14 protein-coding genes and 1 tRNA gene are annotated in these 20,494 nt (G+C 58.4%); 5 read left to right on the forward strand and 10 right to left on the reverse strand.

Annotation, left to right across the window (positions count from 1 at the left end):
- Positions 1-90 precede the first annotated feature (90 nt).
- Genes ACYVIT_RS09820 through ACYVIT_RS09830 form a run of 3 tightly spaced genes read right to left on the reverse strand, consistent with a single transcriptional unit; the run spans position 91 to position 5,586 of the window.
- Complete coding sequence (locus ACYVIT_RS09820; protein WP_415807538.1) at positions 91-1,422, reverse strand: NAD(P)/FAD-dependent oxidoreductase; 1,332 nt, start codon at positions 1,420-1,422, stop codon at positions 91-93.
- Between the two features lie 34 nt (positions 1,423-1,456).
- Positions 1,457-3,535 (reverse strand): hydantoinase B/oxoprolinase family protein, encoded by a 2,079-nt coding sequence (locus tag ACYVIT_RS09825; RefSeq protein WP_415807536.1) that lies wholly within the window; start codon positions 3,533-3,535, stop codon positions 1,457-1,459.
- Positions 3,535-5,586, reverse strand: coding sequence for a hydantoinase/oxoprolinase family protein (locus tag ACYVIT_RS09830; protein ID WP_415807535.1), 2,052 nt, complete (start codon positions 5,584-5,586; stop codon positions 3,535-3,537). Before ACYVIT_RS09830 ends, ACYVIT_RS09825 begins: the two co-directional genes overlap by 1 nt.
- 107 nt (positions 5,587-5,693) lie before the next feature.
- On the opposite strand from ACYVIT_RS09830, the gene ACYVIT_RS09835 reads away from it, so the two are divergent.
- Positions 5,694-6,341, forward strand: a complete 648-nt coding sequence (locus ACYVIT_RS09835; RefSeq protein ID WP_415807534.1) for a helix-turn-helix domain-containing protein — start codon at positions 5,694-5,696, stop codon at positions 6,339-6,341.
- A 44-nt stretch (positions 6,342-6,385) separates the two neighbouring features.
- Positions 6,386-6,462 (forward strand) — tRNA-Arg (locus ACYVIT_RS09840).
- 137 nt (positions 6,463-6,599) lie between these two features.
- Here the strand turns inward: ACYVIT_RS09840 and ACYVIT_RS09845 are convergent.
- Entirely contained in the window at positions 6,600-7,970 is a 1,371-nt protein-coding gene (locus ACYVIT_RS09845) for a hypothetical protein (RefSeq protein ID WP_415807532.1), read from the reverse strand.
- A 126-nt stretch (positions 7,971-8,096) separates the two neighbouring features.
- Complete coding sequence (locus tag ACYVIT_RS09850; RefSeq protein WP_415807531.1) at positions 8,097-8,786, reverse strand: GntR family transcriptional regulator; 690 nt, start codon at positions 8,784-8,786, stop codon at positions 8,097-8,099.
- Positions 8,787-8,929: 143 nt separating this feature from the next.
- Here ACYVIT_RS09850 and ACYVIT_RS09855 point away from each other — a divergent pair, with 143 nt between their 5' ends.
- The 3 genes from ACYVIT_RS09855 to ACYVIT_RS09865 all read left to right on the forward strand — a co-directional run bounded on the left by ACYVIT_RS09855 (position 8,930) and on the right by ACYVIT_RS09865 (position 11,349).
- A complete protein-coding gene (locus ACYVIT_RS09855) occupies positions 8,930-9,367 on the forward strand; it encodes a carboxymuconolactone decarboxylase family protein (protein ID WP_415807530.1) in 438 nt (145 codons plus the stop codon).
- A gap of 27 nt (positions 9,368-9,394) precedes the next feature.
- The gene (locus tag ACYVIT_RS09860) at positions 9,395-10,282 is read left to right on the forward strand and encodes an amidohydrolase family protein (protein WP_415807528.1); all 888 of its coding nucleotides are present in this window, start codon (positions 9,395-9,397) and stop codon (positions 10,280-10,282) included.
- 92 nt (positions 10,283-10,374) lie between these two features.
- On the forward strand, positions 10,375-11,349 hold the full coding sequence (locus ACYVIT_RS09865) for a Bug family tripartite tricarboxylate transporter substrate binding protein (RefSeq protein ID WP_415807527.1): 975 nt from the start codon (positions 10,375-10,377) through the stop codon (positions 11,347-11,349).
- A 91-nt stretch (positions 11,350-11,440) separates the two neighbouring features.
- Here the strand turns inward: ACYVIT_RS09865 and ACYVIT_RS09870 are convergent, their stop codons facing one another.
- The 5 genes from ACYVIT_RS09870 to ACYVIT_RS09890 form a co-directional block, all read right to left on the reverse strand.
- Complete coding sequence (locus ACYVIT_RS09870; RefSeq protein ID WP_415807526.1) at positions 11,441-13,549, reverse strand: TonB-dependent siderophore receptor; 2,109 nt, start codon at positions 13,547-13,549, stop codon at positions 11,441-11,443.
- A gap of 255 nt (positions 13,550-13,804) precedes the next feature.
- Positions 13,805-15,472 carry an AMP-binding protein gene (locus ACYVIT_RS09875; protein WP_415807525.1) on the reverse strand — a complete coding sequence of 556 codons (1,668 nt, stop codon included), beginning with the start codon at positions 15,470-15,472 and terminating at the stop codon, positions 13,805-13,807.
- Positions 15,473-15,490: 18 nt separating this feature from the next.
- Positions 15,491-16,687, reverse strand: coding sequence for an acetyl-CoA C-acyltransferase (locus ACYVIT_RS09880; protein WP_415807524.1), 1,197 nt, complete (start codon positions 16,685-16,687; stop codon positions 15,491-15,493).
- 18 nt (positions 16,688-16,705) lie between these two features.
- Positions 16,706-19,099, reverse strand: a complete 2,394-nt coding sequence (locus tag ACYVIT_RS09885; RefSeq protein WP_415807523.1) for a 3-hydroxyacyl-CoA dehydrogenase/enoyl-CoA hydratase family protein — start codon at positions 19,097-19,099, stop codon at positions 16,706-16,708.
- A gap of 84 nt (positions 19,100-19,183) precedes the next feature.
- A complete protein-coding gene (locus ACYVIT_RS09890; RefSeq protein WP_415807521.1) occupies positions 19,184-20,476 on the reverse strand; it encodes an OmpP1/FadL family transporter in 1,293 nt (430 codons plus the stop codon).
- Positions 20,477-20,494 lie beyond the last annotated feature (18 nt).

Raw genomic sequence — 20,494 nt, forward strand, 5'->3', positions numbered from 1 at the left:
ATAGTGGAGTGGGTGCGAGAACTGATTCCGCCTTTAGCGGACTGGAATAACAAAACAGCTTGTGAGAAACCTAGTCGGAAGCGTGGTGTGTTAGCCGGCTCTCCAATGGTCGTACGCATCGCGCGCTTGATACCAGCTTCCGATCGCGAACAGGAACCAGGTGTTCCCGAAGTAAAACGGATGGCCGGGAATCTCGCCCATATCGAAGGCATTGATAGGGTCACGGGATTGCGAAGCAATTTTGCGGCCGATGCTGTGACCCAGATAACTCATCATGGCGACGCCACTGCCGTTGCAGCCCACGGCGTAATGCAGTCCATCGGCCCCTCCGATGTGAGGCATAGAGTCCAGCGTCATCGCGACATTGCCACCCCAGCTATGGCTAATTCGTGTTCCTGCCAGTTGGGGAAAACGTTTGAGCATGGCGCGGTGCAGGAGTTGGGCTGTGGTGCGCTCGCTAGCGGGCGTGAATCGGGCCCGTCCTCCAAACAAGAGACGCCGGCCATCCGGGGAAAGTCGATAGTGGTTAACGACACGGCGCGACTCCGAAACAGCCCGGTTGGTGGGGAGCAGGCTGGCCGCCAAATCTGCAGGCAACTCCTCTGTTGCGACCATGTAAGTTCTGATCGGTACGACCTTGCGTTTTAAGCCGGCCATATTCGGACCGGTATAGCCGTTGGTGGCGATCACGACTTGTTGGGCGTTTACCTTGCCACGAGGGGTGGCGATTTGGTAGCCACTGGAGGTTCTCTGTATATGTTCAACGGGTGTGTTGCCGTGGACGCGTGCACCCGCTTCGCGTGCCGCACCTAACATTCCGCCATAGAGTTGCGCGGGATGCAGATGTCCGGCTTGCTCTATTAGTGCTGCACCATGGTAGATGTCGGATCCGATTTCTTGGCGTAGTGCGTCGCGAGAAAGCATGCGTGCGTGGGATTCCGTGCATGCATTCAATTGATCGATGCGGGCGGACCAGGCCTTGTAATGCTCCGGCACCCACATGGTGGTTAATCGCCCTGTCTTCTGCCAGCCGCATTCAATGTTGTGCCGTTGAATCAACGCTTCGACATAGCGCATAGACGCCGACGCATCTCGTAGCCGAGCGGCCAATCGCTGCTCTCGTTGCGCCGTGCTTTCGCCCACTGCAGCCAGGGCTTTTTTCTGCACATTGACACCACCGGACATCTGGCCGCCAGACCGAGTGCTGGCGCCTTGACCGGGAAGCCCGGCTTCTAGCACCAGCGCCTCTATACCGGCCTGGCGTAGTGTCAGCGCGCAGCAAATACCGGTGTATCCTGCACCGATGATGACGACGTCCGCATGCTGAGGTAGCGTGTCATCCCCGGTTGCCGGCGGAGCAAACGCCTCCCACCAATATGGTCGCAACTGAAAATCCGACGTAAAGATGTCCGAAGAGGCCATGCTACGCTCCTGGTAGGCGGCTTGTCCGTGAGGGTTACCGTGACATTGTTGTTTGATTGTCGATAGACGAGAGCGGTGGAAGCTCAGCGTACCGTTCAGTCAGTTCAACGTAAATCTTGTTGATATCGGATGCGCCACCATCCGCAGGCGGGGTGGTATCAGCCAACGCCGCAAACATCTGGTGTTTGACGAAATGCCGCCAACTGACCGGGAGATCCGCCATGATTTTTGTCATGGCGTCATAGCGCTCGGCCGTCCAGATACTTTCGAATTTCGATCGGCCCGGCCCGTAATCGAAATGGTCACCACTGTCATGCCTATCCGTTCTCACTTGGCGTGTGGCCACTTCATCGAGGACGAGGCGTTTTCGCGCCCTTGCATCTCCTTGTTTGGATGCGGCCGCAGATGGGCTGTTGTCGCATACGCGTTCGTGGCGCACAACCACGCCATACGCGTCGCGCGCTCGTTGTATAGACACGAAGCCGCAGCGTACGTCCTCCAGCACAGCCTCGGCGGGTCTGTCATAAGGATGACCATAGCCACCTCCTGCTGGGCCTTGTAAACGAATGACGTCGCCCGGCGCGCAGTTCACCAGGTCACTGTTGCGCAATTCCTCGGCGCGATCGGAGTCCGGATTTTTAGTGAACCGAGAGTTTGCTCCGGCGCGTCCTTCGAGTACGCCCCACGCGGCCAATTCCGATCGGTTGCGGTTTCTCGCGGTCACGACGCCATTGGGAGCAAGCAATTTGAATTCCATCGTGGCGGCATTACCCCCGCGCAGTTGGCCAGCGCCGCCCGTATCGGGTACGAGTCCATAGCGGATGATTTCGATGGGAACTTCGGCTTCGTTGATTTCTACAGGGGTGTTTTTCAAGAATGCGTTGTTGGCACCGCAGCCTTCTACGCCGTCATATTTTGGTCCACCGCCACCGCCGCCGCCGCATGGGCCGATGGACGCCAATACCTGGCGTCCTGCTCGCGTTGCTGTCTTCACGTTCAATAGGGTCGAACCACCGGCAGGGCACGCGGGGAGACGATCGGGCAGTGCGCGACTGAAAACGCCGAACGTGCACGCCTGGATCACGGCGGCCATCAGGCTGCGCATTCCTACCGCGGCCGGGGCATGGGGATTGACGACAGACCCTTCGGGCAACACGGAGTTCATGGGCCGAACGGTGCCGGCGTTCAACACATTATGCGGAGCCAGCGTGTGCAACACGTAGATCAAGCCGACGGTAATGACAGAGTGATGTTGATCACCGCCCGTTGGGACGTTCAGCGATGAGGCGACTTGTGGATCACTGCCGGTAAAGTCCAGCTCTAACGAGTCGCCTCGCACGCGCAGGGTCATATGGATGCGGCAAGGATAGCCGCCAACTGAGTCTTCATCCGCATATTCGGAGAATGTATATTCACCATCAGGGATGTCGCGAATGAGGGCGCGTGTTTGTTGCTCCGCATAATCCAGGATGGCTTCGGCACCCTGCATGAATTCTTCGACACCAAAGCGATCAATGATCTCGTGTACTTTGCGTTCTCCTACGTTTAACGCAGCGATTTGAGCATTGAGGTCGCCCTGGTTTTGCTCTGGCATGCGCACGTTGACTTGCAAGATGCGCAGTAATTTTTTGTCAATCACACCATCGCGCATCAACAACATGGGAGGAATACGCAGCCCTTCTTGGTGGACTTCGGTCAGCGTACGTGAAAGCGAAGCCGGTACGGCACCACCCATGTCTGTGTTATGAATATGGGTGCCGATAAAGCACACAAGTTTCCCGCCGCGAAATACCGGTTTCCACGCATGCATGTCAGGAGTGTGTGTGGCAACGTGGCCGCTGTAGGGATCATTTGTCAGATAGATGTCACCCTCGCGGTAATCATCGAACATGGCGATGACGCGCCCGTAATCAAGGCCCGTGTACCAGGTGGCGCCGAATGTCTTGGGTGAGGCAAACGTTTTGCCTGAGGGCGTCAGCAACTGTGCGGAAAAGTCTTCGGTTTCCTTGACGAAGGTTGAATAGGCCGTACGCATGAGCGTATAACCCATCGCCTCGGCGGCGGCTGTGCAGTGGTTCGCGAGAATCTGCAGGCGAAAGTTGTCTACGCTCATTATTCTGTCGCTCCTTCGGAAGTGATGCGCAGATTGGCAAATTCATCCACGCGGCATACATAGGCGGTGGGGATTACTGTCGTGCAATCGTCTTGTGTAATGATGGCGGGACCATTGAAGGCATGGCCCGCATGCAGTGCCGAACGGCGATAGAGATCGACGTCTCGGAAACCTCCATCTACCCAAACACGCAACGATTTTTCGGGCGTGGGCGTGCCGTGTTGGACGGGCTGGCGAGGAAAGCGTGGTTTGTTGTTATTGCCTGAGATGACAATGCGCAGGCTGACGAGCTGCACAGGGGCGCGCTCATCCGCATGGCCATATAACTGTCTATGCATGGCGTGAAACGCCTGGCCAAGGGCCTGTAGATTGTTGGCCTCCAAGTCGGCAGGGTTGAGCACCGTGTCGATTTCGTACGACTGGCCGCGATAGCGCATTTCTGCCGAGTAAACGAGTTCGGCTGATTCGATGTGTCCTTGTTCTTGCATCAACCATTGTTCTGCACGCTCACGTAGAACGGCGAACTCTTCACGGACGAGAGCGAGATTGGCAAGGGTAAGGTCGGTATAGACAGTCTTTAGAAAATCGCTTTTCAGATCGGCAATCAGACCGCCCTGTGCACTGAGCGTGCCAGGCGAAACGGGTACGACAATTTCTTTGACTTTGATTTCGCGGGCAAGAAAACATCCCAGCATCGGCCCCGCGCCACCAAAAGCCAATACGGAATAGTCTCGAGGATCGATGCCATAGCGTGACACGAGTCCGCTAACCTCGCTGTACATGCCGGACACCGCGATCTGAATGATGGCTTCAGCGGTTTCTTCGATGCTGCGTCCCAGCTTGAGTGCCAGGACTTCCACGGCTTTGCGAGAGGCTTCGACATCGACCTCTACGGCTTGATAACCCAGGTCGGAGTGCCCGACCAGACCGCAGCATACAAAAGCATCTGTGATCGTGGCGCGGGTGCCTCCTCGCCGGTAGCAAGCGGGACCGGGGCGAGAGCCCGCGCTTTCGGGGCCGACCTGCAATACGCCCAATGAGTCCACCCAGGCAATTGAGCCTCCGCCTTCGCCCACAGAAGAAACTGACACCGAAGGAATATGGATCTGGAAATCGCCGATCAATTCGCCTACGCCATATTGAGGTTTCCCATCAATAATCACGGCGATGTCGGCACTGGTGCCGCCGATATCCAGGCTGAGACAACGATCAATACCCGCAGTCGCTGCAACATGGCTCGCCCCAATCACGCCGGCGGCTGTGCCAGAAAGAATCATCTGTACGCAATCGTGTTTACCCTGTTCGGCGGTCATCACGCCACCGTTCGATTTCGTCAGTCTGGGCTCGGGGCGTACGCCGGCATTTTTCAAGGCCTGCTGGAGAGAGGTTAAATAGTGCGCGACGCGAGGTTGCACATAGCCGCCAATGACCGCGGTGATAGTGCGTTCGTATTCTCTGATGATTGGCCATGTCTCGCTTGAGCAGAAAACTGGCAAGCCCGGCGCGATCGACTCGACGATTTCCTTTACTCGCAATTCGTGCACTGAGTTGCGATAAGAGTGCAATAGTGAAACGACGATGCCTTCCGCGCCCTCGTCCATGGCCTGCTGCACAGCGCGTTCGACGCTGGCCTCGTCCAGCGGTTGCCGAATGGAACCGTCTGGCGCCATGCGTTCCGCGATGCCGAACACCATGCTGCGTTTGATCAATGGGGCGGGGCGACGCGACAGTAGGTGATACATGTCGGGCGTTTTCAGTCGGGCAAGCTCCAGGACATCGCAGAAATTTTCCGTGGTGAACAGCGCCAAACTCAGGCCTTTGCGCTGAATGACCGTGTTAATACCTACTGTCGTGCCGTGCGTGAAATAGCTGATTTCTTCGGGGCGTATGCCATAGCGCTCTTGCAGCATACGAATGCCGGCGATGACTTCTTCGCCAGGCTGATCAGGACGGGAAAAAACCTTCAGACTTTTAATTTCGCCGCTTGCTTCATCAATGACCGCGAAATCCGTAAATGATCCGCCGATATCAACACCAACCCTGTATCCCATTAGAGCTCCCGGTATGTGCCGCGAAGTCGTGAATCCGCACTTGCTGATCACTACTAGATCGGCTATGATTTTTCACTGGATGAACAAAATGTTCATGGAATGGTCAAATGAATGATAATAGGTCGGTTCAGCGGTGTCTAGCGCTTCTGCGCTGTTTTCGTCGTGGCCCAGGGCAATCCCTAACCGAGTTGTCTAAATCGGTGGGGCTCCATCATTCCACGGTGTTGCGTCTGCTGAGCACGCTGCAGAGCGAGGGGTATGTTCGTAAAGAGGGCATGCAGTGGTCATTGACCCCACAGTTGCTCGAGATAGGTTTTGCCGCCTTGGCCAACACTGGGGTGAGCGATTTGATTCAATCGTCGTTGCAGGGACTGGCAGACCAGTTTTCCGGTAGTGCCAATATCGGTGAGAAAATCAAAGACGAAGTGATCATCATTGCGCGTGCCAATTCGGTGTCCGAACTCCGCAAGATCCTCATCGTGAATTTGCGCGTGGGCAGCGCGCTGCCGCCTGAGTCAGCGCTGTACTCCGCTTTGGATTTACCTGAAGCGGAGTGGTCGATCGCGAAGTATCCGGATCGCAAGGTCACGACCGTTGGCATATCTTTATTTTCCGGGGCAGTGCGTAGCCTTTCGCTCGGATTATCGATAAATGACGATGAGTATTACGGAGACAAAATAGAGACCGAACTGCTGCCAGCCCTACGAGTAAAGCGGGACGAGATTCGTCGCCTAATGCGGCTGGGCGACGTCTGATTGGACAAATAAAAAATCTCAGCTATAATTTCGCCTCTTTATCAGCGCCCGTAGCTCAGTTGGATAGAGTACTTGGCTACGAACCAAGGGGTCGTGGGTTCGAATCCTGCCGGGCGCGCCAAATTTAAAAAGGGTCTCCATTGCGGAGGCCCTTTTTTTCTTGGCTCTTCCCTACGAGCAGGGCGGGCACTCTCACCGTTCCTGGTTCGCAGAGGGATGACGGGTGCGAAGCCGCTGATCTGATTACAGAGGATCGGCCTAGCTGCTGATGCCGGCAAGACGCTGTGCGATTCCCGCCATCATCATTGCCGACATCTCGTCGTTCAGCTCGCCGAGAAAACGCATGGCCTGGCTGTAGTCTCCTTTTACGGCCAGCTTGTCGGCAGCCATGATCAACGCCATGTCGCGGCGTGGCTCATCAATCTTCATCACCAAGTCGTAGGCAATGTCCGGTTTGCCGAGCAATGCGAATTGTGCTGGCACAGCGCTCATATAGTGCCTCAGGGCTGAGCCTTGCGGGCCGGGTCCGGGGCGAAGCTCAAGAATCTCGTTCAGCAGTTTTTCCGATTTGGTGACTTCGGCTGTGCGGGTCAGTGCCTCTGCCACGATCAGCAGGGTCTGTGCTTTCTCGAGAGGCGCGGCGAGTGCGGATGCTTGTGCTGCGGTATCGTCCAGCAGGGCTTGTGCCTCATCCCCCTTTCCATCCTGTCGCAGAACTCCGGCAAGCTTTGGCGCAAGCTGAAGCACGGCAGCGCGTTCCGGTGCTTTCGCCATGGATCGGCGGGCGCTCGCGATGGCGGCTGTGCGATCTTCGGATGACGGCAGGCCAACGGACAGGCCCGTCCAGATCGCGAACTCGAACGCCGAGGGGCCTCCCTCTGCGATCACCTTGACCAAATCAGTGGCAACCGTTGCCGCTGTCTTCGGGTCGATCGATGCCCACGTCTCGAAGAACAGGAAGATTTGTTCGGGCTCCAACGACAGTCCCTGGTCCAGGGCCTTGTCCATCGATTCACTGAGATACCGCGCCGCTTCATCCTTGAATCCGATCGCCGCCTGTGATTTTGCAACCTGGACCATCAGCGCAAGCAGCATGGAATTCATCGGAATGCGATGACGGTAATCGGCGATCTCCGCAAAGATGGCGCGCCCCTCGTTCGGTGACCCGGCATCCGCAAAAGCCTGCGCGATCGATTTGCTTTGCCCTGTGGTGTCCAGGCGGGTGAGTGTTCCCTTTTTATCTGTCAGCAGCGCATCGGCCTCGCGCAGTGTTGCCAGCGCCCGCGCCTTGTCACCCTGAAGTATCAGGACCTTGGCGTAGGAGGTCAGGAATTCGGCCTTTCCCATGGCGGCGGACAGCTCGCGATAGGATGTCATCGCTTGATCGATCTTGCCATCGAAAAGCTGTGCATTGGCCAACGCCAGCACGATCCGTTGACGACGAAACGGATCCTGTTCCGGCTCAAGAAAGGTCTGGATGGCGCCGACCAGGCAGGTCGTTGTGACTGTCGTGGAGCAGTGCTCCATCATCGCTGCGCGTGCATTGGCCGGTTCGGAAGAAGACGCCTGTCCCCATGAGGGAGAGGCAAGAAAAATCGAGGCGAAAAAGAGAGGTAGATATCTGTTCATGAAACCGGTATGGACTTTTAGTTTTACTCAGGCTCTGCCTTTTGGGGGCATGCTCTGGCGTTCTTAATACGTTTCGCTGTTCGTTGTATCTCAGTCCTTTGGACTCTACCACGCCTCATCAAGAGGCTAGGCAGCCTGCGTCAGCACCATCATGACGTTTTGGCCAGTGCGTCCCAGGTGCCGGGTGAGTATTTCAGCGGCGCGCGCCTCATCGCGGGCAATGGCGGCTTCGAATAGTGCCTGATGTTCTCCTGGCACATTTGCGTCCGGGGCATGCCGGGTGAGGAAAAGGCGTCGATAACGATCGCTCAGATCGTGCAGGCTGCCACAGAAACGCAAGAGCAACGGCATATCGCAGGCAGAGACCAGCGCCAGATGAAAGGCCCGGTGCGCTTTTTCCCATCCTTCGGGGCGCTGCCCCCCGTCTTCCAGGCGATGCAGTCGGTGATAGGTGGCAACCAATGCGTCTTCCCAAGCCTCGTCGCCTCGTTTTAACGACTCTTTCAGTGCCGTGATTTCGAGTTGCGTGCGTAGCACGGTGACTTCCCTCAGGTTTTCGGCGGACACCGGGGTCACCTGGTAACCGCGCTGGTCGGTGATTTGGACCAGGTCTTCGGCAGCCAGGCGAGTCAGGGCTTCGCGCAAGGGGCTCAGACTGACGTCGTAGGTCTGACGCAGTTCGTCCAGGCGCAGTCGCATGCCGGGCGGATAGGTGCCGTCCAGGATAGCGGCCCGGATCTGGATAGCGACTGAGGCCGTCAGGGAGGTGCTGGCCTGAGGCTTGGAGGGAGCAGGAGGAACCTGAGCTTTTTTCATGCCGCATATTGTAGCGCTGAGGCTAAAAAATCGATTTAAAAAATAAAATCGATTTTTTATTGACTTTACCGACGGCTTCGTCAACCATAAAAAAGAGGCGCGGCATGCTGCCGGCCTGATACGTCTTGACGAAGGAGTCCGGTATGTCTGCATCTCGCATAGATGCTTCGGTTGTTGTTCAAGCCATGGGCGCACCGCGCGATCCGGCCGCCCTGGAACGCCAAGCGGACAGTTATCGAGAATTGCTTGGTTATTTGCCGCCGCGCGTTGAGGCGCGTTTGCAGGTGACGGGTGCCCTGGATCCCGTCTTGGTCGACATGCAGGAGCGAATTCGGGCGCACGCCATGAATCCTCCGTGCTTCGACGTCAAGACGGCGCAACTGATGATTTTTGGCATGTTGATGGCGGAATTAAGTGATGCGGCCGTGATTCACGGTATTGCCGCCCGCCGTGCGGGCGCGAGTTGGGAAGAACTGCAGGCAGTGGTGAGCATGGCGTATTTGTTCCGCGGAGTGTCTGCGGCTAATCGGGGAGCGGATGTGCTGGCCCGCATTGCCGAACGCGAAGCACAAGCCCGTTGATGTTGTCATGGTTCAAAGGAGACATACATGAACAACTCGAACGAGGCACGAGAACCAAAGCGTTGTGCTGGTCCTGACCGTCATACTCGACCACCCCGTTTTCAGATGCCTGTGGGGGCATGTGATTGCCATGCCCATATTTTTGGTCCACAGGCGCAATTTCCTTATTCGCCTCAGCGTAGCTATACGCCGGAGGACTGTACCGTTGATGATTACATCAAACTATTGGCGACGTTAGGCATCGATCGAGCCGTCATCGTGCATGGCGGTGCGCATGGAACGGATAACGCTGCCACGCTGAATGCGTTGGAGCGCATGGGGCCCCGCGCCCGCGGTGTCGCAGTGATGCCGCCGGGGTGCCCATTGCCCGAACGAGAGCGCATGCATGCGTTAGGAATGCGTGGCTATCGTTTGTCTACCGTCGTGGGCGGAGGCGTAGGTTTCGATCAATTGGAGGCTTTGGCTGACGAGGCGCAACAGCTGGGTTGGCATTTAGTGCTGCATTTCAAGCATGCCGATGAATTGGTCTCGCTGTTGCCACGGTTGCAGGCTTTGCGAGTCGACATTGTGCTGGATCACATGGCGCGTATACGCGGTGACGAAGGCGTGGACAGTCCTGCATTTGAGGCTCTGGCAAGCTTGATGGACGCGGGGCGTGCCTGGGTCAAGCTGGCGAGCTTATATCGCCTGTCGTCGCAGCCGTATCCTCATGCCGATATGTTGCCGATGATTCATCGTGTGGCAAAACACTGGCCTGATCGCATTATCTGGGGCAGCAATTGGCCGCACCCGATCTGTGATGTGTCTATGCCCAATGACGGCGATCTGGTCGACCTGATTCCCTTGTGGGTGCCCGATGTGGCGGTTCAGCAAAAGCTATTGGTGGACAACCCGGCCGCGTTGTACGGATTTTGACTCGCAAAAATGATTTGTGACGGGAGGCGTGCTTAAAGCTGAACCCGGCCGCGGTCATCAAAAACTCAATATAAAAATGACGGAGACAAGTTATGTTCAGACAAGTCTGGCGCATGCTGGCGAGCGCCGCCGCGATGGCATCGCTGTGTGCCAACGCAGCGTTGGCAGCAAGTTATCCCGAGCGCGCAGTGACGATTGTTGTGCCGTTCCCGGCGGGAGGGACCACCGACGTGGTGGCACGCGTTGTCGCTGAAAAACTATCGACGATTCTCAGGCAGCCGGTGATCGTTGAGAACAAGCAAGGAGCAGGAGGAAATATCGGTGCAGCCTATGTGGCGCGCGCCAAAGCGGATGGTTATACCTTGCTGGTATCCAGCGCCGGTCCACTGAGTATTAATCAACAGCTATATGCTAATCCCGGATATGACCCCATTCGCGACTTTGCGCCTGTGTCTCTATTGGCATCGGTGCCTATTATGTTGGCAGCCAATCCCAAGGCGCCGTTCCATTCAGTGACAGAGTTGATCGCCTACGCCAAACAACATCCGGGACAGGTGGCTTATGGATCGCAAGGCAGCGGTACAACGAGTCATTTGACGATGGAACTGCTCAAATTGGAAACCGGCATCGATTTGCAGCACATTCCCTATCGCGGCAGTGCGCCTGCGGCTACGGATTTGATGGGCGGGCAAATTCAAGTGATGTTTGATAATTCACCCACCACCTATCCGCAAGTGCAGGCCGGCAAGATGCGGGCGCTGGGCGTAGCTTCGGCGAAGCGGCTTGATAGTATGAAAAACATTCCCGCGATTGCGGAGAGCGTGCCGGGCTTTGAGTCAGAGGCTTGGTTTGGTGTAGTTGCTCCTGCGGGAACGCCAGACGATGTGGTTGATCATTTGAATAATGCGGTGAGGCAAGTGTTGTCCAATGCCGAGGTGATCAAGCGTTTCGATGAGGTCGGAGTACAACTGGTGGGAGATACGCCTCAGGCCTTTGGTCAATTCATTCGTGCCGAGAAAGATAAGTGGGGGAAAATCATCAAGGCGACAGGCATGCAATTGGGTTAAGCGCGGTTTAGGTGCAGGCCGGTAGGTCAATCGCCGTAGGAAGAGGAAAACTCCTCTACGCTACGGCAATTTTATTGTTGCGGTCGTCAGATCAGAACCGATAGGTCGCGCTCGCCGTGACCGTGCGCCGTTGCCCATAGAAGCAATCGCCGCGGCTCAGGCACGTGACCTCGTAGGTTTTGTCGGCAATGTTGTTGACGTTCAGCGCGTAACGCCACGCGCCGCTGTCATAGGCCACCATTGCGTCGAACAAAGTGACCGACGGGGTTTCCGGCGCGGCGCCGTCGGTGAACGAGCCCAGATAGCGCACACCTGCGCCGACGGAGAATCCAGGCAGGCTGGCCACGGCAAAACGATATTTCCCCCACAGCGATGCCATGTGTTTGGGCACGGGCTCCAGGTCGGAATCGATGTCGGTGTAGATATAGTTGGCGATGACGTCCAGTTGCTTGGTCACGCGGCCGCGCAGTTCCAGTTCAATGCCACGAGTCTTCGTCTTGCCTGCCTGAATCTGGTTGTTCGGATTGGACGGATCGGGAGCCTGGCGGTTTTTCTCGCGCAGATCGTAGGCTGCTGCGGTGAACTCCAGCCCGGAGTCGGGCGGCATATATTTCAAGCCGAGTTCCCATTGCTTGCCGCGCATCGGCTTCCAGCGGTTGCCATAGAAGTCCGTACCACCAATAGGGGTGAAAGACTCGCTGTAGCTGACGTACGGCGACAGACCGTTGTCTGCGGCGTAGAGCAGGCCGAATCGTTTGGTCGTGGCGTTGTCGACTTCGCGGTCGTTGCCTTCGATATCGGTCTGGGCTCGGTCGTGGCGGATCCCTGCGACAAAGATCCAGTTTTGATAACGCATCTGGTCTTGCGCGTAAAAACCGAGTTGCTGTTGCTTCGTCTTGGGCGTATCGCTGAGATCGTATTCCGGGATGTTGCCGTAAACAGGATGGTAGACGTTCAACGGGCTGCCGAGGCCCGTGGCTTCTTGTCCCGTTTCGCGATAGCGGCTGTAGTCCGCACCAAACAGCAAGGTATGCTGGGTCGCGCCCCAATCCACCTTGCCTTCTACGTTTTGATCGACCAGCAGCGTACGCATGCGTGGCTTGTGCACGTAATAGTAGCGGTTGAGCGTCATTTGCTCCGGGTCGATGTACGGGGCTTCGGGATTCGAGTACGAATCCGGATACATCGACTTGTAGTCGACTTTGCTGATCGTATTGCGGAAACTCTGCCGCACGGTCCAACGATCGTTGAACTTGTGCTCAAATAGCCAGCCTACGCTGAATTGCTCGGTGTCATAGGCATCGAAGCCCGGTTCGCTGGCAAAGCGGCGCGTGGGAATCTGACCGTTGGGGTTACCGCTGACGCTGCCGCTCCAGGGCAGGAACGATTGCGTCGTGCCGGTTTTGTCTTTCTGGAAATAACCTTGCAGGGTCAGTGAGGTGGCGGCGCTGGGTTGCCACGTGAGCGAAGGGGCAAGCATCAGCCGATCGTCGCCGACGTGTTGCACCTGTGTGTCGCTGTCTCGAGCGACTGCGACGACGCGGTAGAGCCATTCGCCGTCTTCGGTCACCGGGCCGGTCAGGTCAGCCTGGATTTCTTTGCGATTGTGATTGCCCAGGATGACGCCGATTTCGTGCTGGGCCTCCGATAACGGGCGTTTGCTGACCAGGTTCAACACGCCGCCGGTGCTGCCTTGGCCGTACAACATTGATGATGGGCCGCGCAGGACTTCGAGTCGTTCCAGTGCGTAAATATCGGTGCGCGGGTTGTTATAGCTGAAGAACTGACGCAGGCCATCCAGATACTGTACGGGCTCGACGCCGCGTACGCGAACGTAGTCGGCGCGATTGTCGACGCCGTAGGCATTGGGGCGCACGCCGGCGGCGTAGTTCAGCGCGTCCTGGACATTTTGTGCGCCCTGGTCGACGAATTGTTCACGGGGGATAACCGTGATGGCTTGCGGCGTTTCCAGCAGTGGCGTGTCTGTCTTTGTGCCTGTGGCGCTGCGCGTCGCTACATATCCCTCGACAGGGCCGGTGGCGGTTTCTTGGGTGCCGGTGACGCGCACCGCTGGCAGGGTCGCGGCGTCGGTATCTGCGCCTTGTGCCTGGGCAAAAAGCGGGGCCAGACTGGCGGTCAATAGGGCTAAGGTAAAGGCGGGCGTCTTGCGGACGGGTGTCGCAGGCAAATAACGGTTCAACACAATCCCCAAATTAGGAAAAAATATCCGATAGTGATAATGATTTGTATTAATTTTATCGAATTATAGTGGGGCTTTAGAAAACGCCAGCGGCTCGCCTTGCGAGGTGTTGTATCTGGCTGTTGCCGTGCTGAGGCAGATTGTCAGGCTGCTTATGTCAGGCCGGGGGAGATTCGCCGCCAGCGGCGGCAATGCTGTGGCGGCTCTGTGAGGGCCTATTTCCGCGCGACCTCTGTGTGTCGCATGCTGGTGTTTTTACGGGCGGGCACCGGGTTTCAGCTCGCGGCGCAAGATCTTGCCAACAGCGCTGCGAGGCAACTCATCGCGGAATTCGACGTGACGCGGGACTTTGTAGCCGGTCAGGTGCTGGCGGCAATGGGCGATCAGGGTGGCGGCATCCAGGGATGGGTCGCGGCGGATGACGAATAGTTTGACCGCTTCACCCGAGCGCTCGTCAGGTACGCCGATGGCGGCGACTTCGCGTACGCCGGGGTGCAGGGCGGCGGCGTCTTCGACTTCGTTGGGATAGACGTTAAAGCCTGATACCAGGATCAGGTCTTTTTTACGATCGACCAGATAGACGTAGCCGCGTTCGTCGACATAGGCCATGTCTCCGGTGCGCAGAAAACCATCGGGATAAAAGACCAGGGCAGTTTCGGCGGGCTGTTTCCAATAGCCCGACATGACCTGGGGACCTCGGACGCAGAGTTCGCCGGTTTCGCCTTGCGGCAGCTCGCGGCCGTCATCGTCGCGGATGGATATCTCGGTAGAGGGCACCGGCAGACCGATCGAGCCGGTAAAGATGCTGACATCCAGGGGATTCAAGGTGACGGCAGGAGAGGTCTCTGTGAGGCCGTAAGCTTGGCACAGCGAGACGCCAGTCACCTCGCGCCAGCGTTGGGCGACTGCCCGCTGTACGGCCATGCCGCCACCGAGTGTGATGCGCAACCGGGAAAAATCCAGCTTGGCAAAGTCGGGATGATTCAGCAATGCACAAAACAAGGTGTTGACGCCCGTGAGGGCACTAAAGGGTGTCTTGCGCAAGGCCTTGATAAAGGCCGGCAGATCGCGAGGATCGGGAATCAGCAGGTTGCGCGCGCCCAGCTTGATGAAGGTCAGGCAATTGGCCGTGAGGGCAAACACGTGATAGAGCGGCAGGGCGGTGACGATGCATTCCTCGCCTTCGCGCAGATGGCCGCGTATCCACGCATGGGCCTGGCACAGATTGGCCAGCATGTTGCCGTGGCTGAGCACGGCGGCTTTGGCGACACCGGTGGTGCCGCCGGTGTACTGCAGAAATGCGGGGTCAGCGCGCGTCAGCGTGGGTGGGTGTAACGACAGGCTGCGACCGGCAGCCAGCACGGTACGCAGGCGCACGGTGCCGGGCAGCGACCATGCCGGGACTTTGCGCTTGATGTGGCGCACGGCCAGATCGATCGCTCTGCCCTTGATGGGACCCAGCAATTCACCTATGGAGGTAACGACGATGTGACGCAGAGCGGTATGCGGCAGCGCCTTTTGCAGCGTGTGGGCGAAGTTCTCCGCAATGACGATGGCTTGTGCGCCGGCATCGCCCAATTGGTGCGCCAATTCGTGGGCGGTATAGAGCGGATTGCAGTTCACGACGACGCACCCTGCACGCAATGCCCCGAACAGGCAGATGGGATATTGCAGCAGATTGGGCAGCATCAGCGCGACACGGTCACCCTGGCGCAGGCCGCGCGATTGCAGCCATGCGGCAAAATCGCGCGACAGACGATCGAACTCGGCGTAGGAGATCGTGGTGCCGAGACTCGTGTAGGCAGGGTTGCCGGCAAAACGCTGGCAACTATCGTCGAGTATCGTCAGCAGCGATTCGTAGGGCGTAGTGTCGATGTCGGCAGGGACGCCGGGCGGGTAATGATCGAGCCAGATGCGTTCCATATGTTGAGTCGATGCGAGCTACAGTGCCTCGAATATACCGGCCGCACCCATGCCGGTGCCAACACACATCGTGACCATGCCGTATTTGCCGCCGGTACGCCGCAGGCCATGCACGATGGTGGCGGTGCGGATAGCGCCCGTGGCGCCCAAGGGATGGCCCAAGGCAATCGCGCCGCCCAATGGATTGACCTTGGCCGGGTCCAGTTGCAGGTCGCGCATGACGGCTAATGATTGTGCGGCAAAAGCCTCGTTGAGTTCGATCCAGTCCAGGTCCTGCTGTGCGATGCCGGTCTGGGCGAGGGCTTTGGGGATGGCCATCTTGGGGCCGATGCCCATGATCTCGGGGGGAACTCCTGCGACCGAGAAACCCACCACACGCGCCAGCGGCGTGAGATTGAGTTCACGCACGATACGCTCGGACACGAGCACGACGGCGGCGGCGCCATCGGACATTTGCGAACTGTTGCCTGCGGTCACGGAGCCGCGCGCGGCAAAGACGGGACGCAGTTTGGCGAGCGCCTCGGCGTTGGTGTCGGGGCGTGGGCCTTCGTCTTGCTCGGCCAGTTTTTCCACGGTACGCACGGACCCGGCGTCGCCGGGCAGGTGCGTGACAGTCTGATAGGGCGTGGTCTCGTTGTTGAAGTGTCCCGCTGCGATGGCCGCGCAGGCTTTTTGATGCGAGGCCAAGGCAAAGGCATCCTGATCCTCGCGCGAGATCTTCCATTGGGCTGCGACTTTCTCGCCGGTCAGGCCCATGCCATAGGCCATGCCCAGGTTTTCATCGTGCGCAAAAATCTCGGGATTGATGGCAACCTTGTTGCCCATGATTTGCGGCATGGCGCTCATCGATTCTGTGCCGGCGGCAATCATGACGTCGGCCATGCCCAACCGGATTCGCGCGGCAGCATCGGCGACGGCTTGCAAACCAGAGGCGCAGAAACGATTGACGGTAACGCCCGGGACATTGTCCGGCAGACCGGCGAGCAGCAGGCTCATGCGGGCGACGTTCATGCCTTGCTCGGCTTCGGGCATGGCGCAGCCCGCAATGACGTCTTCGACGCGAGCGGGATCTAAAGCAGGGACCTGGGCCAGCGCGGCGCGCAGGGCGGCGGCCAGCATATCGTCGGGGCGGGTGGTGGCATACAGGCCATTGCGCTTGCCCACGGGCAGGCGGGTGGCGGCGACGATATAGGCGTCTTGAATTTGTTTGCTCATGGGGAATCCTTGTCGGTGTCAGTTGCGCAGAGGCTTGCCGGTTTCCAGTGTGTGCTGGATACGTGCTTGCGTTTCCTTGGTACGCAACAAGGCCACGAATTCGCGGCGTTCGACGGCCAGCAGCCAGTCTTCGTCCACGCGTGTGCCGGCTTCGACTTCGCCGCCGCACAGGGCGACAGCGGCGCTGCGGGCGACCCGGTAATCATGGGCGCTGATCATGCCGCCCTCGCGCATGTTGATCAGCACCATTTCAAAGTTCGCGATACCGGTGCGGCCCGCGACGGGAATGTTGGTCACGGGCAATGGGGGGGTGTGGCCGGCATCGGCGGCAGCGCGGGCTTGCTTGATGGCGACCCACAGTAATTCGTCGGGATGGAACACGACTTGGTCGTGTGCTTGGGCATAGCCCATGTCGATGGCCTGCAGTGCACTCTTTGAGACTTGCGCAGTGGCAATGTTCTGGAATACCGGTTGCAGATACGGAAACACCTCTGCGGGCGTCGCCGTCATCGCGGCCAGTGCGGCAGCGCGTGCGGCGAGGGCTTTGCTGCCGCCTCCTGCCGGCACCAGGCCGACACCGGCCTCGACCAGGCCGATATAGCTCTCCAACGCCAGGACCCGCTGGCTGCAATGCATGAGAAACTCGCAGCCGCCTCCCAGTGCCATGCCTTGTACTGCGGCCACGGTCGGCACACGTGCATAACGCAATGACAGCGACGCGCGCTGGAATTTTTCTACGTTCGCCTCCAGCATGTCGAATTGACCGGCGACGCAGGCTTGTACGACTTGCGATAGATTCGCGCCAACGGCAAACGGTGCGTCATGCCAGACGACCAGCGCATCCAATTGTTGCTCGCTATAGGCCACCGCATGCAGAACGCCGTCCAGGACTTCGTCACCAATGGTGTGCATTTTTGAGGTGAATGACAGGATGCCGATGCCCGGATCGAGCTCGGGCAGGTGCCACAGGCGCACACCTGCGTTTTCCCATAGCGTGGCGCCTCGTGGGATGGAGGTTTCGCCAACCAGGCGTTCGGGGAACAACTGGCGTGCGTATATGGGCAGCGTGGACCGCGGTTTCTGTTTACCGTCCCGTGCAGAATAAGAGCCCTGCGCGTTGTGCACGCCTTCGCGGCCGCTTTCTTGTACCCAGTCCGGCAGGGGAGCCGTGCTCATCGCTGCTCCCGCAGCGATATCGGCTGCGATGGCATCGGCAATACTGCGCCAACCAGCCGCCTGCCAGGTTTCAAAGGGGCCTTGCGCCCAGCCGAATCCCCAACGCATCGCCAGGTCGAGATCACGAGCGTTGTCGGCAATATGTTCGAGCTGGGCGGCGCTGTAGTGAAAAATGTCGCGGAACAAGCTCCACAGGAATTGAGCCTGAGGATGTTTGCTCGTGCGCAATGCTGCAAAGCGTTGGGCCGGATCGCGTTGTTTCAGGATCGCATCGACTTCGTCAGCAATGACACCTGCCGAGGGGCGATAGTCGCCCGCCGCGGGATCCAGCACCTGGATCTCTTTGCCGACTTTGCGATAGACGCCGATGCCGCTTTTCTGGCCCAACGCGCCGCGTTCGATGAGGGCATTGAGCCATGCAGGCAATTGAAAATGGGGATGCCAGGGGTCAGAAGGCAGCTTGTCGCGCATGGTGGCGACGACGTGGGCGAGCGTGTCCAGGCCTACGACGTCGGCGGTGCGATAGGTGGCGCTTTTGGGGCGGCCGATCTTGGGGCCGGTCAACGCGTCCACCTCGTCAAAGCCCAGGCCGAGCCGTCCGGTGTGATGCAGCGCGGCCAAAATCGAAAACACGCCGATGCGATTCGCGATGAAGTTGGGGGTATCCAACGCGCGGATGACGCCTTTGCCCAATTGGCTGGTCAGCCAGCTTTCCAGGTGATCGACGACCTCGCCTTGTGTGTGGCGGGTGGCGATGATTTCGACCAGACGCATGTAGCGCGGTGGATTGAAAAAATGCACGCCGCAGAATCGGGCGCGCAGATTTTCAGGCAGGGCGTCGGCCAATTCACCGATAGACAACCCGGATGTGTTCGAGGCCAGGATCGCGTCGGGAGAGACATGCGGGGCGATACGCTCGTACAGTGCCGTTTTCCAGTCCATGCGTTCGGCAATGGCTTCGATGACCAGATCGCAATGAGGCAGCTGATCGAGATGGTCATCGTAGTTTGCAGGCCTGATCAACGCGAGGCGTGAGGGGCTGGCCAGCGGCGCGGGCTCGAGTTTTCTCAGGCCTGCCAGGGCTTTGTTCGCGATGGCATTGCGATCGCCGTCTTTAGCGGTCAGGTCGAACAAGGTAACGGGAACGCCAGCGTTGGCGAGATGGGCGGCGATTTGCGCGCCCATGACACCAGCTCCCAGCACTGCGGCGTGTTTGACAATGAACTTGCTGCTCAAAGTGGTCTCCTGTTTGGGCAGCGCCAGGCGCTGCCCGATAGCATGTGCGGCCTCGATACGGCGAACCCGGGCAAATGATGACAATCAGAACCGGGTGGACACCTGGATCCCCAGGATGTTCCCTTTGCTGCGATAGTCGCCTGCGACGCGGCCCTTGGTCAGCGCATTGCCCGAGGTAGTATCGATGTCGGCATCACGCAGGTACAGATAGGTATAGCCTACGTCGATCTGCGTGTCTTTGCTCACTGCATACTGTACTCCGGTCGAGAACCACCAGCGATCCGTGTCGGGCAGCGACGTGGGGCGATCGCTCGGGTTGTGCACGGGGGACTGATCCCAGGCGACACCAAAGCGCCATTTCCATTTCGGCGCGAACTGATAATTGGCGCCCAGCGCGACGCGCCAGGTGTCGCGGAAATCCAGCGGCAGCGTGTCGGTCGGCCCGCCGTCGTTTTTGATCTTCAGTTGGGGCAGGCTGCTCCAGCCTGTCCACGAAATATCGGCCAGCAATTCCCATTGCGGATTCAACCGATGCACGGCGCTCAATATCAAGGAGTCGGGCAGTTCGACACGCGTGCTGGCGTCATAGGACAAGGATTGTCCGGGAGCAAAGCCGTCGATCTGGGTATCGCCTTTGGCGCTGTGACGGATCTTAGACCGGTAAGATAGCCCGATGCGGGTGTCCTCGGTCGGTTGCAGCATGAAGCCGATGTTCCAGCCCCACGCGTCGCCATCCAGATTCAAGTCGGCATCGCCAGGCAGAAAAGGACCGGCAGGTGTCACCGGAACCACCACTTTCTTTTTGTATTGCGCGTCGATGTGTTGCCAGTTCACGCCGAAGCCCATCGAGAATTGGTCATTGACCTTGTAGGCAATCGACGGGTTGATGTTGATGGTCTTGATGTCGAATTTATTGGAGTGATACTGGCCGACCCAATCGTCGTTGTATTCGGTCATCAATCCAAACGGTGCTCCGACGCCCAGGCCGACAAACCATTTTTCGTTCAGCTGCCACGAAAAATAGGCGTTGGGCACGACCCCGAGGTCGCCGGCATCGCCGCCATTGCCTCCCATGGGCGCACCGCCGCCCAGCGCGGTGGGGTTGCGGCTATTGCCGTTGTCGCGAAACTTGAAAGACGGTTGTATGGCGTTTACGCCGGCGGAAATATTGAAGCCGGGCAGATAGGTCATCCCGGCGGGGTTGTAATAAATGGTGCTGGCGTTTTCCGCGATGGCAGCCGAGCCGGCGTAGGCGTTGCCGAGGCCGCTGGCATTTTGCTCCAACAACTGGAAGCCGGCGGCGTGTACGTTATTGGCACTGCCGATCGCCGTGATAGCAACGGACAAAGTAGCCAAGGCCAACGATTTTTTATGCATGGTGTGTCTCCTCTCGTC

This window comes from Bordetella muralis (assembly GCF_054781015.1).